Source organism: Methanospirillum hungatei JF-1, from assembly GCF_000013445.1.
Classification (GTDB): domain Archaea; phylum Halobacteriota; class Methanomicrobia; order Methanomicrobiales; family Methanospirillaceae; genus Methanospirillum; species Methanospirillum hungatei.
In genome coordinates, this window is the sequence record NC_007796.1 from 684,184 (window position 1) to 699,397 (window position 15,214).

The window sequence follows — 15,214 nt, forward strand, 5'->3', positions numbered from 1 at the left end:
GTGTAGTCATGGCTGACTGGAATACGACAAATTTATAAGCTCCCTATAAAAATGGAAAAATTTTAGTAATTTAGCCTAAAACGGATAAATAATTAATATTTTAAGACGACTATCTGAATTAAATTAAATTGGCCCAAGCAGCGTGGATCACATATATGGCAGTATTATTTTTCTCCAATTGACCAGAACTTTCGATATGTTTTTAATTCATTGTGAGATATACTTGCGTATACATAACTTTCGATCGCGGGTAATTTGTATGATGGGGAATGCGAAGACTGTCTGGTGCCTCATTCTGGCCATTTTCTTAATAGCAGGTACATTCGTATCTGCTGATGAGAATGCGGGAGATACTCAGGCATTACAGACAAAGCTGGCTTCAATGCCCCTTGTTTTTATTCAGAACAACGGGCAGTTTGAAGATAATGTATCGTACCAGACCCAGTCAACTGATCAGGTCATTTCTTTTACTGATGAGGGTATGGAATTCAGCCATAATCCCGGTAACAGCTCAGTATTCATGCTCCTGAATGGGTCTAATCCAGATAAGAAGATCATCGGTCTGAATCCATTGAATGGAACGGCAAACTTCTACTATGGTTCTGATCCGTCTGCGTGGGTTATTGGTGCCATGCTGACATCAGGAGTCAGGTATGAGGATGTTTATAACGGTATTGATTATATCGTTTCCGGGACTGAAGGTCTTTTAAAGAGTGAATTCATCCTTGATGCAGGGGCAGATCCATCCCAGATTATGCTGGTGTATCAGGGTCACACCGGTATATCATTGAATGAGACGACCGGGGATCTGGTTATAGAGACTCCTGCACGACAGATTATTGATGAAGCGCCGGTTGCATACCAGGAGGTAAACGGCACACGGACTGAGGTTGAGTGTTCCTATGTCCTGGGTCCTGATGCAACCGTCACCTTTGCCCTTGGGGAGTATGATCCATCACTTCCACTGGTCATAGACCCGGTACTGCGGTATTCTCTCTATTTTGGAGGGGATGGCCGTGACCAGGGGAACTCAATCAAGGTCGATAAGGAAGGATATGCATACTTTATTGGAACCTCGTGGTCAGATCATCTGAAGTATTTCAAAAATAATGCAAAAGATCCTCTCTCAAATCAAAATCCACCAGGAACCCAGCAGGCCCTGAGTTCTGGGGATGTATCTGTGGAAGGACTTGCACCAGGGAGTATACAGCCCTACTTTGGTGGCGGTGAAAAGGATGCGTTTGTTGTAAAAGTGAATCCTGACGGGACTGACCTTGTATACATCTCCTATCTTGGAGGGTCCGGAACTGACGAAGGTACCGGCCTTGTCATTGATGAAGCAGGAAATGCATACATTACCGGAGGAACGAATTCGCCAAATTTCCCAACAAAGAATCCCTACCGGAATGCTCTTGCAGGCGGATATGATGCCTGGATGGCAAAACTGGATCCGACCGGAAAGGAACTTGTCTTCTCAACATACTTCGGTGGAGTCCATGATGATTTCGGATTTGACATTGACATCGATAAATCTCACAATGTCTTTGTTACCGGTCAGACTGCATCATGGAATTTCCCGGTTGTGAACCGGTATCAGCTCTCACCATACGGCGGTCTTCCGGATGCCTTTATCACCAAGTTTACCGCTGAGGGCAACTCCATTGTGTACTCCAACTTTATCGGTGGTTCAGCGTTTGATGCAGGAACTGCCGTATCAGTTGATTCCAATGGATATGCCTGTATTGTAGGTCAGACTGAATCTCCGAATTTCCTGACAATCAAACCATATCAGGATAAACTTCGCGGCCCGTTCGATGCTTTTGTTACCAAGTTTGATCCAGAAGGAAAGTATCCGGCTATGTATTCCACCTATCTTGGTGGTTCAGGGACAGATGATGCACGGGATGTTATTTCCCTGCCGGATGGAAGCCTCATCGTCGTAGGTATTACCAAATCAAAGGATTTCCCGACGGTAAATGCACTTCAGGGAGAACTGAAAGGGCTCCAGGATGGATTTATCACAACTCTGAACGCTGATGGCTCGGCACTTACCCAGTCAACATACTTTGGTGGTTCCCTCATCGACTCAATAACTGGTGCTGCCCGTGATAAAGATGGCAATATTTACGTGGTAGGAACCACGAACTCACCAGATATACCGGTAACTCTTGCATACCAGTCCAAACCCGGTGGCAGTTCTGATGTGCTGATTGCAAAGTTCAATCCAGCCATAAGCCAGATTGGATATGCCACCTATCTTGGTGGTGGAAGTATCGATGAAGGTCGTGCTATTGATGTTCTGCCCGAAGGAGAGGCATATCTGACCGGTTATACTGAATCCAAAAACTTCCCGAAGGTATGGCCATATCAGCAGAACTTTGGTGATGGAGACCGTGATGCATTCATCGTCTCCCTGTCAGAACATGATATGATACCGGTCACAGACTTTGAAGGTGTTCCGACTGAAGGTGATGCTCCGCTTACGGTTCAGTTTACCGATAAATCACTTGGTATCCCGACTTCATGGGCCTGGGAGTTTGGAGATGGTGGAACCTCAACTGAGAAGAACCCGCTTCATGTCTATGAGAAACCGGGTGTCTACACCGTCTCTCTGACTGCAAAGAACATTGTATCTAGCCAGAAGAAGACAAAGGAAGATTATATCCACGTGTTTGAACCGGTAAAACCACCAGTTGCAGACTTCTCAGCAAACCCCACCGAAGGAATGGTCCCCTTGGCAGTCACCTTCACGGATCTTTCAACAAATGATCCGGAAACATGGTCATGGGTATTTGGTGATGGGGGAACGTCCACTGAGAGGAACCCGGTGTATACATACAATAATCCGGGAACCTACACTGTGAACCTGACGGTCAGTAACCGTGCTGGAGTATCCTCCAAGGAGAAGCCGGAGTTTATCCATGCAAAGCCTGCGGTTATCCCACCGGTTGCAGACTTCAATGCCAACCCGACCAGTGGCATGGTCCCGCTCGCAGTAACCTTCACCGATGCTTCAAAGAATGGCCCGACTGCATGGAAGTGGACCTTTGGTGATGGTGGTTCATCAGCCGAACAGAACCCGGTATATACTTATACGGTGCCCGGGACCTACAACGTCACCCTGAACTGCAGCAACAGTGCCGGTTCAGATGAGATCACAAAGCCTGAATTCATCCATGCCCAGCCGGCAGTCATTCCACCAAAAGCAGACTTCAATGCCAATCCGACCAGCGGTATGGTCCCGCTTGCAGTGACCTTCACCGATCTCTCAAAGAATGGCCCGACTGCATGGAAGTGGACCTTTGGTGACGGAGGCTCTTCAACAGAGCAGAACCCGGTATACACCTACACGGTGCCCGGGACCTACAACGTCACCCTGAACTGCAGCAACAGTGCCGGTTCAGATGAGATCACAAAGCCTGAATTCATCCATGCCCAGCCGGCAGTCATTGCCCCGGTTGCTAAATTCAAAGGTGAACCACGGAACGGAACAGCTCCGCTCAGGGTAACCTTCACCGATCTCTCCGAGAATGGGCCGACCAGCTGGGAGTGGAACTTTGGTGACAGTCAGGTCTCAACCGAACAAAATCCGGTTCACGTGTATGAGAAAGCAGGAAAGTACACCGTGTCCCTGACGGTTAAGAACTCTGCCGGAACTGACACTTTGGTTGAACAAAATTACATCATCGTCAATGAACCGGTTCTTCCGCCATGTGCAGACTTCTCCGGTGCTCCACGGGAGGGAAAAGCCCCGCTCACAGTGACATTCCTTGACCTCTCAAAGAACAGTCCGAAACAGTGGTACTGGAAATTTGGAGATGGAACAACCTCCGAGGAACGAAACCCGGTTCATACGTATCCAGCTGAAGGAAAATACACTGTTGAACTGACGGTCAGCAATGAAGGTGGAGCAGACACCAAGATTGCACCAGATTACATCACCGTAACTGCTCCGGGTTTCCCGCCTGATGCACAATTCAGAGGATTCCCAACCTCCGGAACCGCACCTCTGACCGTAAGCTTTACCGATCTCTCTACCGGAGATCCGACCAAGTGGAGTTGGGATTTTGGTGACGGATCAGTATCCAGCGATAAGCATCCGGAACACACCTATACCACTCCCGGAGAATACTCGGTTACCCTGACGGTTGAGAATCCGTTTGGTATGTCCACCGAACTTCGTGAGAAGTACATCCGGGTGTATGAAAAACCAGTTCCGCTCAAAGCCTCCTTCATGGGAGAGCCAACCTCCGGAAAGGAACCCCTGACTGTTCAGTTTACTGATCTTTCAACAGGTAATCCTGAAACATGGATGTGGAACTTTGGCGATGATCAGACCTCAACTGAGAAGAATCCAGTTCATGTCTATACCAAGGCAGGTGTCTATACTGTATTCCTGACGGTGACCAGAGGAGAGGATCGGTCCAGTGAGATCAGGTACCAGTACATTACCGTCCTTCCGGCTGGAAAACCACCGGTACCTGATTTTGTTGCATCCCCGACAACCGGATATGTCCCGCTTGATGTGCAGTTCACGGATCTTTCAACCGACAAACCAACCGCCTGGAGATGGGACTTCGGTGATGGACAGTCCTCATCAGAGCAGCACCCGGTTCATCGGTATATGACTCCTGGATCATACACCGTCTGCCTTGAAGCCTCGAATGAGTTCGGCTCTGCAGCAACCTGTAAGGATAACCTGATCAAAGTGACCGAGGCACCCCTTGCTCCGGCAGAGTTCTTCGGTAGCATCACCGTTGATGGAAGTCCGGGATGTATCGGGACTATCATCGAGGCACGGGGAAGTGGTATTGATACCGGTATATTCGGTAATCCTGTCACAACCACGATTGAAGGGGCCTATGGAACACCAGATCCGCTCACCGTCAAGGGAACAATAAAGAATGGAGATGCAATCACTTTCTGGGTAAAACCACAGGGCAAACAGGACTTTGTCCAGGCAGAATGCTATGATGTGTATGCCGGTAAGGAATGGCAGAAATCATATCCATACAAGGGTGGTTCAAAGACCCGGCTGGATCTTCGTGTCGGAGAAGCACCCATTCCGCCAATGCCGGTGCTGCCTCATGAGTTCTATGGTGAAGTAACATCGAACGGTATGCCGATGCCTGTTGGAACCATGATCCTGGTAAAGGGTGACAATGTGGTTGAAGGACATCGTGGCAATCCGCTTGCTGTCACCTCACCTGGTGTCTACGGATTTAATGAACTGAACAAACTGGTTGCACAGGGAGACCTGAAAGCAGGACAGCCACTCACCTTCTGGGTAATCCCGGCAGGTTCTGGTGAGCCGGTCATGGCACAGGTCAGGGATGTGGATGCAAGCGGTGAATGGGCAAGTTCATATCCATATATCGAGGGAGGACTTACCAGACTTGATATCCGGATTGATGGAGGAACCCCTCCAATTCCGGTTGTTCCCATGACCATATCCGGAACGGCCCTTGTTGATGGAAACCCCATCACCCCCGGTTCCCTGATAACCGCGGACGGGAAGAATGTCAGAGTTGGTATTGATGGAAACCCGGTCTCTGTTGGGAACAATGGACGGTTCGGTGATGGGAGAAAACTGACAATTCAAGGTGATATCCAGACCGGAAGTCCGATCACTTTCCTCATGTATGATGCAGCATGTGGCAATCAGTATGTGGCAGAGGTAAAGGACCCACAGACCGGAATCTGGGTTGCCTCTATTCCTTTCAAGCCAGGTGCAGATATGGAACTTGAGATTAGATCCAGTTCTATCATCCCGGCAGATAAAAAGAGTAACGAAACTCCGGTAATTACTGCGTCTGTCCCTGAAGATGATCAGGTTCAGACACAGTAAAAATTCTAACATTTTTCTTTTCTTTCTGTTTTCTTTTTTAACGCATCATCCTCCAGGGATCTCTTAATGATCCACATCATATTCCTTCAAATAGAACTATAGCATAAAACGAATATGGCTTTTTTATTCGTGAACGTGCAAAAAGGGTATATCCCCCTCATTATTGCAATATCTCTCGCAACATTCATGGCGTCCCTTGACGGAACAATCGTTAATATCGCTCTTCCTACTATATCAGAATCCTTCTCACTCTCCTCAAGTGCTGTCTCCTGGGTAGCGACCATCTACCTCCTGGTAATGGCCGGTTGTGTTCTGATCTTTGGGAAAATATCTGACTTGATCGGGTTTAAGAGGATTTTTTTAACCGGCTTTATCATATTTACCATCGGTTCGTTCTTATGTGGGTTTCTTCCTGACCTTACCGGTTCATTTCTCACTCTTATTGGTTCACGGGCATTCCAGGGTGTAGGTGGTGCCATGATAACTGCGATTGCCCCGGCAATGGTTACGGCATTCATTCCAATGAATATGAAAGGAAAAGCCATGGGCATTATCATGACAATGGCCGGACTTGCAACTGCTATCGGCCCGACCGTGGGAGGATTTCTGACCCAGTATCTCTCGTGGCACTGGATATTTTTTATCAATGTTCCGGTCGGGATTATCGCATTACTGCTTGGGTTACGGGTGATTCCTGGTCAGCCATCTCACCAGACTTTGGAAGTATTTGACAGGATCGGTGCTGGTCTGATTTTTGTGGGCCTTGCATTTCTACTCTATGGGTTCTCAGAAGGGACAAATCTTGGATGGACGTCTCCAGTAATTATCGGATCTCTTGGGCTTGCAGTTGTCTTACTGGGATTATTCGTATGGAAAGAACTTCATATTCAAAATCCAATCCTGGAGATTAGGCTATTTCATGACAAGAATTTTCTGCTCATCAATCTGGTAATATTCCTGGTTTTTTTCAGTTTTTCAGGAGTAAATTATCTTCTTCCCTTTTACCTCGAATATGTAGGCGGATATTCAACGTCAGAAGCCGGACTCATCCTGACTGCCCTCTCGGTTGCCATGATGGTTGCCGGCATTATCGCCGGGGTGCTGTATAACCATCTCGGAGGTCGAATCCTCTCTATTATCGCTGCCGTTGTTTTGCTTATCGGCTATTTCCTTATCACTCATTTGCGGATTTACACCCCGACCATCTTTGTCACGGTATGCCTGCTTTGTATTGGATTCGGACTTGGTCTTATTATTACCCCTATATCAAACATGATCATGACCAGTGCATCAAAGAAGTACCAGGGTATGGTCTCTTCACTCACAAGTCTTGAACGGTTTGCTCCGATGACCATCGGGATAGCGATTTATAATGTAATTTTTATCCAGGGGATGACGACCATAGCAGCACATTATGATATTACAAAAAATGCCCCGGTCGAAATTCAGATGAAGGTGCTGACTGCCGGATTTGATCTGGCCTTTCTGCTCTCGTTTATCCTCGGTATAGTAATTCTGGTCCTCACCGTCATGGCACGGTATACGATGCATCCTGATTACCAGGGTGAGGATATAGATAAGATGGCTGCTGGACTGGTCTAGAAAAAAAGTGAATAAAATTTTCAGGTAATTGGAATGGTATACACCTGCTCCTTTGCTTTTGGTTCCTTTTTCGGGATGGTAAGTTCTAAAATTCCATCCTTCATGGAACCTTCAGCCTTCTCTGCCCTGACTTCTTCTGGGAAATGTACTTCCCGTTTCCAGGTTGAATAATACCGTTCACGATGGAGATAGTTTTTCTCTGATTTTTCGTTGTAAGATTCCTTCTGGGCCTTCAGGATCAATGAATCACTGGTAATCTGGACTTCTACATCATCCTTTGTCATACCAGGTAATTCGACCTGAAGTTTATAGTGATCCCCTTCATCGATGAGATCTAGGGGTGCATAATGTTCTCTTCCAAATTCCGCTATATCTTTGGGGAGATAATCGAATGGGAAATATGGCCGCATCAGGTTATCGAAGGACCTTCGAAAATCTTCGAATATGGAATCGAAGTCATCAATAAATCCTGACCGGTGCTCCCTCAAGGCACGGGTTTGTGGTGATGAGGGAGTAATTTCTGTTCCTTTTTGTTTTTTAAAGAGGCTCATAATCGTTCCCTCCTTTGCACACTTTAAGTTAGTCTTTAATTTTATTTATATTTTTCTCTTTTCGTTTTGCAAAATTTTCGAGTGATCCCCTGAACTCCTCAATAAAGGTCCCCCGGTCAAGAACCTCAACTTCCTCCTTTCTGATAGCACCATATCGCAATAACAGGAGAAGTGAAAAAAACAATACTGAAACCGTGAGTATAGTAAGAGGATTAATCTCAAGAATTCCATGAAGGATTATCTCACGCAGTATGGACACGATTCCTACTTCTATCATGATATCAACTGCAATACGGTGCTCCCGGATATAGATGATAAGGAGGCGGTAAATTTCCACAAGTACCAGAATATAGATCAATTCTGATGCAACATACTGAAATTCAAAAGGTTGTGCCAGGGCGAAGTACATGGACAGAAGCGTCTTCACCATGAGAGCGAATAGTAATCCACACGTACCGATTACAATGATATCCTGAATATTTTCAAGCAATCGTCTGAAAAGATCATGAATTTTATTGTATGAAATACCCGGCATACAATTCACCTCAGATCTCTTTCCATATTTTATCCTTATGTACTACATATTTATCCTTTTGTAAGGCAACCTTTACTTTGCATCGTACACCTCCTGACAATCAAAGACAAAAAGGTCCGGATTATTCTTCAGGAGTTCAATTCCATGAACGCAGAAATTCAGTCACTTACAAATCAGGCAAAAGAGTGTGCGGATCTCCTCATCCCTCTGGAACATGAGATCTGTCAGGTTATCGCCGGTCAGAAAAACATCCTTGAACGACTTATCATCGCATTGATCGCAGATGGACATGTTCTATTGGAAGGTGTTCCTGGTATAGCAAAGACACTGATGATAAAAACTCTTGCACAGTGCATCGATACCGGTTTTTGCCGGATACAGTTCACTCCAGACCTCCTTCCCGCCGACATCACCGGAACGAAGATTTACAACCAGCAGGACTGCACATTCAAAACGGTAAAGGGTCCGGTATTTACTCAGTTTCTTCTTGCTGATGAGATAAACCGTGCCCCGCCAAAGGTTCAGTCAGCACTTCTTGAAGCAATGCAGGAACGGCAGGTTACCATCCAAGGTGAGACGTATGCTCTTCCTGACCCCTTCTTTGTCCTTGCAACAGAGAACCCGATCGAACATGAAGGAACGTATCCGCTTCCTGAAGCACAGATGGATCGGTTCATGTTTAAGGTTCTGATGGGTTATCCGTCAAAATCAGAGGAACTTCTCATTCTGGATCGGTTTACCGAAGGAGTCTGTTATCAGCCAAAACCGGTCATCTCTGCTTCAGATATCAAAAAAATCCAAACGGTGGTTCCCTCTATCTATGCAGACCTTGAGATCAAGAAATATGTCACATCTCTTGTTGATGCAACCCGGAATCCGAAAGAGTATCAAATCCCTCTTGCTTCCTATATCCGGTATGGAGCATCGCCCCGTGCCTCTATATATCTGATGTTGGGAGCGAAGGCACACGCACTCCTCCGGGGAAGAGGATTTGTCATTCCGGATGACGTAAAAGCAGTTGCTCATGATGTACTTCGTCACCGGATCCTGCTCTCCTATCTTGCAGAGGCAGAAGAGATTACGGTGGATTCAATCATCGATCAGATCATACGAACAGTCCCGGTCCCCTGAAGCGGTGAACTATGCCGGATAATACCAGCTATTCGGATTTGATTCAGAATGTCAGGACAATTGATATCCTGACCAGGGCACGGGTTACCGGTCAGCAGGCCGGAGTCCATATCTCTCTTTTCAAGGGACAGGGTGTTGAATTTTCCGATATCAGGGAATATATTCCCGGTGATGATATCCGTGCCATTGACTGGAAGATAACTGCCCGGTATCAAATCCCCTATGTTAAGGAGTTTGTTGAAGAACGTGATCATACTATCTATCTGATTGCAGATATCTCCGGTTCAGGAACTTTTGGTCACGTGGTCTCAAAATTCAGCACTCTGGTCTCTGTTCTCGCAACCATTGCCTTATCAGCGGTTCATTATCACGACCGGGTAGGGCTGATTCTGGTATCAGACAAGGTTGAGAAGTTCATTCCTGCCAGAAGTGGTAGAAACCATGTTATTCACCTTATCCAGTCGATAATAACTCATACATCGCAGGCCGGAGGTTCTGATCTCCGCCCGGCTTTGTCCATGATCGTGCAAAGGGTCCGCCGGATGTCGACCGTGATCCTCTTATCTGATTTCTTCACTCCTGACTGTTCAAAGGAGTTATCCATGGTGAAACGACATCATGATCTCCTGGCGATCCGGATCTCCGATCCCCGTGAAGAAGAGCTTCCTGATGTCGGACTGATAGAACTAGAGGATGCCGAATCAGGAGAGCAGATTCTGGTTGATACATCAAATCCTCTCGTTCGTGAGGAATACCAAAAAGCAACGGCTCAGCATACCGAGAAGATTTCTCTTATGATGAGAAAGCACAGGATCCCATTCGTCAATATCAGATCCGGTGATGATTATGTCCCTATCCTTAAGCATCTGATGATGGCCCGTCCGGGAGGAGAATTATGACTGGGTTTTATCATCCTGAGTGGCTGATTGCCCTGGTTCTTCTGCCCTGTCTCTATTATTACTATGAATATCAGACAAAACGAAAGAAACAGGAAGCAATCGTCTTTTCACATATCGGGTTTTTAAAAAGTGCTCTTCATGGGAGTACGCAATCTTCCCGGCCACGGACTCTTCTCCTGCTTATTCTTGCAGCTATCGGATGCATCATCATCGGACTTGCGGATCCTCACATACCCCTTGAACAGACAAAAGAAGGGGTAAGTGTGGTTCTTGTTCTGGATGTATCAGGAAGCATGCAGGCAACCGATTATCAGCCGACCAGACTGGAATCTTCAAAACGTTCAGCAGAGATTCTGTTAAAATCCCTTGATCCAAAGGATTACGCCGGGATAATTACATTTGAATCAGGTGCCACCAGTGCAGCCTATCTCTCACCTGATAAGGATCGTGTAATCAGAAAACTGCAGGCAATCGAGCCAAAGGAGGGAGCGACAGCAATTGGGGACGGTCTGGCTCTTGGTATTGATATGGCTGAATCTATGCCAAACCGTAAAAAGGTAGTTATTCTGTTATCCGACGGAGTGAACAATGCCGGTGTTATCCATCCTGAACAGGCGGCAGGGTTTGCACGGGAGAAGGGAATTCAGGTGTTCACTATTGGTATGGGTTCAGACAGTCCGGTCGTACTTGGATATGACTGGTTTGGAAATCCCCAGTATGCAACACTTGATGAAGCGATGCTCCAGCAGATAGCAGCATCTACGAATGGACAGTATTTCAAATCAGTCGACGATCGAACCCTTTCAGAGATATATTCAAATCTGAACAAAGAGATCGTCCGTGAGAAAGAGGATACCAGTATCCGTGACTGGTTCTATATTGCCGCACTGATTCTGATTTCAGGAGAGATATTCCTACGATACGGAAGGAGGAGGATTATTCAATGAATGCGAAAATATTCTTGTGGATTCTTGCCGGATGTATCCTTATATCCGGATTTCATGCAGTTGCGGATGATATTTCAATGTCATCTGCACAATCAGAATATTATTATCAGGTTGGGACCGATGCACAGGTTCCCTTTACCATAGAGAGTTCATTTCCGAATACTCTGATTGGAACGCTTCAGTATAGTCTAACCCGGCACCAGAATGACGGTGGTTTTTCCATATCACAGACCAGTACACAGTCCCAGTCCTTTCCGGTAGCTCCGGGCAGATCGAATCATGGCCTGACTCTTACTTCAGAAACAGAAACCGATTATGATCTCTCTCTGCTCCTGCTGTATGAGGATAAGGGAAAGGATTATGCGGTTGTTCTTCCTCCACTGTCGGTTCACTTTGTCTCTGATCCAAAAAAATATAATCCACAGCAGAAGACTGTTCGCTCTTCGACATCTGAAGCGACGAAGACTCCCTCATCCTCTTCACAGATGGATCCATTTACCCAGATGGAACAGGAGATGCAGCAGATAAGACAGCAACACCAGCAACTGATGCAGAGTTTCATGTCTCAGAGTATGACAGGATCTTCACGGTCTTCTTCCGCTGCACAGAATCCCTCGCAGGCTTTACAAAATAATCAGATGTCTTCTTCCTCTTCAGCATTACAGCAGCAGATGATAGAGGAGAGTCAGCAAAATGAGGAGAATAGGCGGAAACTTGCAGATTCTCTTGAGAAGGATCCCCTTATCAGGCAGCAGGCATCAGATCTTCGAAAGGCCGGGTATAACCAAACTTCAGGGCGGATAGTTCCGACCGGACCAGATAAAGGAGAGGTCGCTGTCAGTTTTGAGAATGATAACGGGGAAAAGATTTCTGTAACAGGAAAGGCAGAAGATGGGAAGGTTTCATCGCTCACCGCTGAGAAGAGTGGAGAAATTCCTGTTCCTCCGACACTCAGCTCGAACAGTACCTGGAATGATCTAAAAGACCAGTTACACAACAGTTCGATGGTGCCATTATCGGGATCGGTGACCAGGACTCCTGAAGAGACGACGATCAGGCAGCAGTACACAAGTCCGGATGGGAGAAATGCAACCCTGTCTGCCCGGATTGTAAATGAAACCGTGGAAGAAGTTACTCTGCAGCAGGATGATGCGTTTCCCTTATTCTGGTTTATCGGAATATTGTTGGTTATTCTTCTTATTGTCCTCTGCGCCGGAGTTGCCTGGTGGTATCTCTCCACCCGCCCGGAGCCAAAACCATGCGAAGAATGTGTGATTCCATCGAAAGATTACCATGAGATTGTGAATGAGATGCTGAGCGATGCAGAACGTGCCTATCATGCAGGAGAGAAGAAAGAAGGGTATGGCATGCTTGGTCAGGCAATACGGACCTATATTTCACATACTTATGGAAAAGGAGATGCCCTGACCAGTGAGGAGATTATATCCGGCTCCCCCGGACTGATTCTTCCGGAAAAGGAGAAGATAATTGAGATTTTGACATGGTCTTCTCTTGTTGAATATGCAAAAGAAGAACCACTGGATGAGCAGTTTTTCGGATTTCTCTCACAAGCTCATGATCTCGTCAGGTTTCAGAAAAGTGAAGACTGATTCCTGATCAAAGCATCCAAATATTTTCAGGGTTCAGGAATAGTATGGGGATATCACCCGGAGATGAAACGATATGCCAGGTCTGTGGGAAACCTGCAATCGGTCTTGAAATACTCGGATGTTGTAAGGTGGTGGTATGCGAGGATCATGCTAGTTCCTTCCTCCGTAATCTCTCATCAGGAGAAAAATTGGAGTTTGGAGCCTGTTATTATGTCAGATATTGATATCCGCGTACAAACCAGATATGGCTTTTCAGAGGAACGCCATGGATGATGAAAATAAGGATTTGACACTTCTCCTTTTAATAACCGCCGGAATTGCGATATGTGGATTTTTTCTCTTCTCTTTTGCCCAGACGATATTTATCCCTGATCTGAAGGTCAATTCATATGATGTCTCCTTCTCATGGGATGGTACATTACAGGAATCATATCTCTATAATGTTCATATATCTGATTACTATAGAAGTCTGAACCGGAAATTTGAAAGTCCGGTGTATAGCACGATTCGTTCAGACTCATATATCCGGTTTATATCAGTAGCGCCTCCCTCGGGAACCATTGGGTATGTGAAAGAAGCTGATGGAACCGTAACCCTTACCGGTGAAAATACAGGTGCCCGTTCAATTATTACTGACCGGGCTGGAAGAAATGAAGCCGGGGCATTCAATCCAGGGTATTTCCGTTCAGGGACGTACCTGATATCGTATACGTGGGATATTGTACCTCCGGTAGAACGGGGGACTGATGGGGACCATCTGAATATTGATCTGGCCACAACTCATATTCCTTATGATTCAGTCAGGATTCAGATCCCGGCACCCGGTGTGACCAAACTCTATCCTCATCCGGCAGATCTTACGGTTACCCGATCTGGTGATTCATACATCCTGACCGGTTCAGTATCCGAAGATATTCCACTAGGATTTGAAGTGCTGATAGATCCCTCGGTCACCGCATCACTGAACGGGCAGGTCAGACCTATATCCGGTTCAGTCAGGGAACGGACAGAGCAGGCAAACCCCTGGTATCTCTCAGTAGCAAATCCCCTGTACCGGCTGATATCCGCACTCTCCAGTCTGCTGCTCTTTGGTATTCCTGTCCTTCTGCTTGGTATCTGGTACAGGTATGGCCGGGAAAAATCCTATACTGTCCCTGATCACCTGAGTTTTGTTCCTGATCCGTCAATAAAACCCTGGCTTGTCTCTCTTGTCTTCTCAGGAGATCCTGGGAAGTTTCCAGAAGAAGGGCTCCATGCGACATTGATTGATCTCCATCGCAGAGGCATCATCTCAATACAGCAGCAGTCAGAGAAGGACTTTTCAATCCGGGTATTAAAGAACGGGACCGGTGATAGATACGAAGAGCAGGTGATCAGAACATTATCCCTCCTTTCAGAGGACGGAATTGTGACAAATGAGACGTTTACCCGGATGGCCTCTGATGCCAATGCGAATGAATCAATGAGGACCCAACTGGTTGAGTTTCAGAGATCATTCCGGGACCTTCCAACCGGAATCGTTGATCAGATGATCTCTGCTTATATCAGGAATGGTCATACCCATCTTATTCCCCTTCTCATCCTGGCTGTAGGTGTATTTTTTGTATCCCTGGTGCTGATCATCATCGGTCCGGGTGATCGTCTGATCCTTGGTCCGGCTGTCTATCATAGTTCTTTAACTATTCTACAGATGATTATCGCCCTGGTATTCCCGGTATCTCTCTTTGGAACCTGGAAGGAGGATTACTACCGGGATCGGTTACAATGGGAGTCATTCCGGGGATTTCTTTCAGACTCGGTCATGATGCAGCGGTACTCTCCGGAGGATATATCCATCTGGGGAGACTGGATGGTATATGGGACCGCTCTTGGTGTTGGTGATCAGGTATCAAAGACGCTTAAATCATTAAAAATTCATGTTCCTGATCTCCCATCCGGCGGGTGGTTTGCTCCTGCTCTCATTCACACCGGATTTTCTCCTATGCTTGCCTATTCTCCCCCTTCATCCGGGTCAGGCGGATCCTTTGGAGGAGGAGGTTTTGGCGGCGGCGGAGGATTTGGTGGTGGAGGCGCCGGCGGGTGGTAATGTAA

The 15,214-nt window shown here is 46.5% G+C and carries 10 protein-coding genes; 8 read left to right on the plus strand and 2 right to left on the minus strand.

The window, feature by feature from the left end; genetic code table 11:
* The first annotated feature begins 259 nt into the window (after nucleotides 1-259).
* Together MHUN_RS19685 and MHUN_RS03135 are read left to right on the plus strand one after the other, a co-directional pair.
* Nucleotides 260-5,848 (plus strand): PKD domain-containing protein, encoded by a 5,589-nt coding sequence (locus MHUN_RS19685; RefSeq protein ID WP_011447640.1) that lies wholly within the window; start codon nucleotides 260-262, stop codon nucleotides 5,846-5,848.
* A 114-nt stretch (nucleotides 5,849-5,962) separates the two neighbouring features.
* Nucleotides 5,963-7,450 (plus strand): MFS transporter, encoded by a 1,488-nt coding sequence (locus MHUN_RS03135; RefSeq protein WP_011447641.1) that lies wholly within the window; start codon nucleotides 5,963-5,965, stop codon nucleotides 7,448-7,450.
* 20 nt (nucleotides 7,451-7,470) lie between these two features.
* On the opposite strand, the gene MHUN_RS03140 is transcribed toward MHUN_RS03135, so the two are convergent.
* Nucleotides 7,471-8,001, minus strand: a complete 531-nt coding sequence (locus MHUN_RS03140) for an Hsp20/alpha crystallin family protein (RefSeq protein ID WP_011447642.1) — start codon at nucleotides 7,999-8,001, stop codon at nucleotides 7,471-7,473.
* Nucleotides 8,002-8,029: 28 nt separating this feature from the next.
* Nucleotides 8,030-8,536, minus strand: a complete 507-nt coding sequence (locus MHUN_RS17155) for a phosphate-starvation-inducible PsiE family protein (RefSeq protein WP_011447643.1) — start codon at nucleotides 8,534-8,536, stop codon at nucleotides 8,030-8,032.
* 144 nt (nucleotides 8,537-8,680) lie between these two features.
* Here MHUN_RS17155 and MHUN_RS03150 point away from each other — a divergent pair, with 144 nt between their 5' ends.
* The 6 genes from MHUN_RS03150 to MHUN_RS18910 are packed head-to-tail and all read left to right on the plus strand — an operon-like array spanning nucleotide 8,681 to nucleotide 15,209.
* Nucleotides 8,681-9,667, plus strand: coding sequence for an AAA family ATPase (locus MHUN_RS03150; RefSeq protein ID WP_011447644.1), 987 nt, complete (start codon nucleotides 8,681-8,683; stop codon nucleotides 9,665-9,667).
* 11 nt (nucleotides 9,668-9,678) lie between these two features.
* Nucleotides 9,679-10,566, plus strand: coding sequence for a DUF58 domain-containing protein (locus tag MHUN_RS03155; protein ID WP_011447645.1), 888 nt, complete (start codon nucleotides 9,679-9,681; stop codon nucleotides 10,564-10,566).
* Nucleotides 10,563-11,513 (plus strand): vWA domain-containing protein, encoded by a 951-nt coding sequence (locus tag MHUN_RS03160; protein ID WP_011447646.1) that lies wholly within the window; start codon nucleotides 10,563-10,565, stop codon nucleotides 11,511-11,513. Before MHUN_RS03155 ends, MHUN_RS03160 begins: the two co-directional genes overlap by 4 nt.
* Nucleotides 11,510-13,123 (plus strand): hypothetical protein, encoded by a 1,614-nt coding sequence (locus MHUN_RS03165; RefSeq protein ID WP_011447647.1) that lies wholly within the window; start codon nucleotides 11,510-11,512, stop codon nucleotides 13,121-13,123. Before MHUN_RS03160 ends, MHUN_RS03165 begins: the two co-directional genes overlap by 4 nt.
* A 44-nt stretch (nucleotides 13,124-13,167) precedes the next feature.
* Nucleotides 13,168-13,347, plus strand: coding sequence for a hypothetical protein (locus MHUN_RS03170; RefSeq protein WP_048067247.1), 180 nt, complete (start codon nucleotides 13,168-13,170; stop codon nucleotides 13,345-13,347).
* A gap of 41 nt (nucleotides 13,348-13,388) precedes the next feature.
* A complete protein-coding gene (locus MHUN_RS18910) occupies nucleotides 13,389-15,209 on the plus strand; it encodes a DUF2207 domain-containing protein (RefSeq protein ID WP_011447648.1) in 1,821 nt (606 codons plus the stop codon).
* The last annotated feature ends 5 nt before the right edge of the window (nucleotides 15,210-15,214 follow it).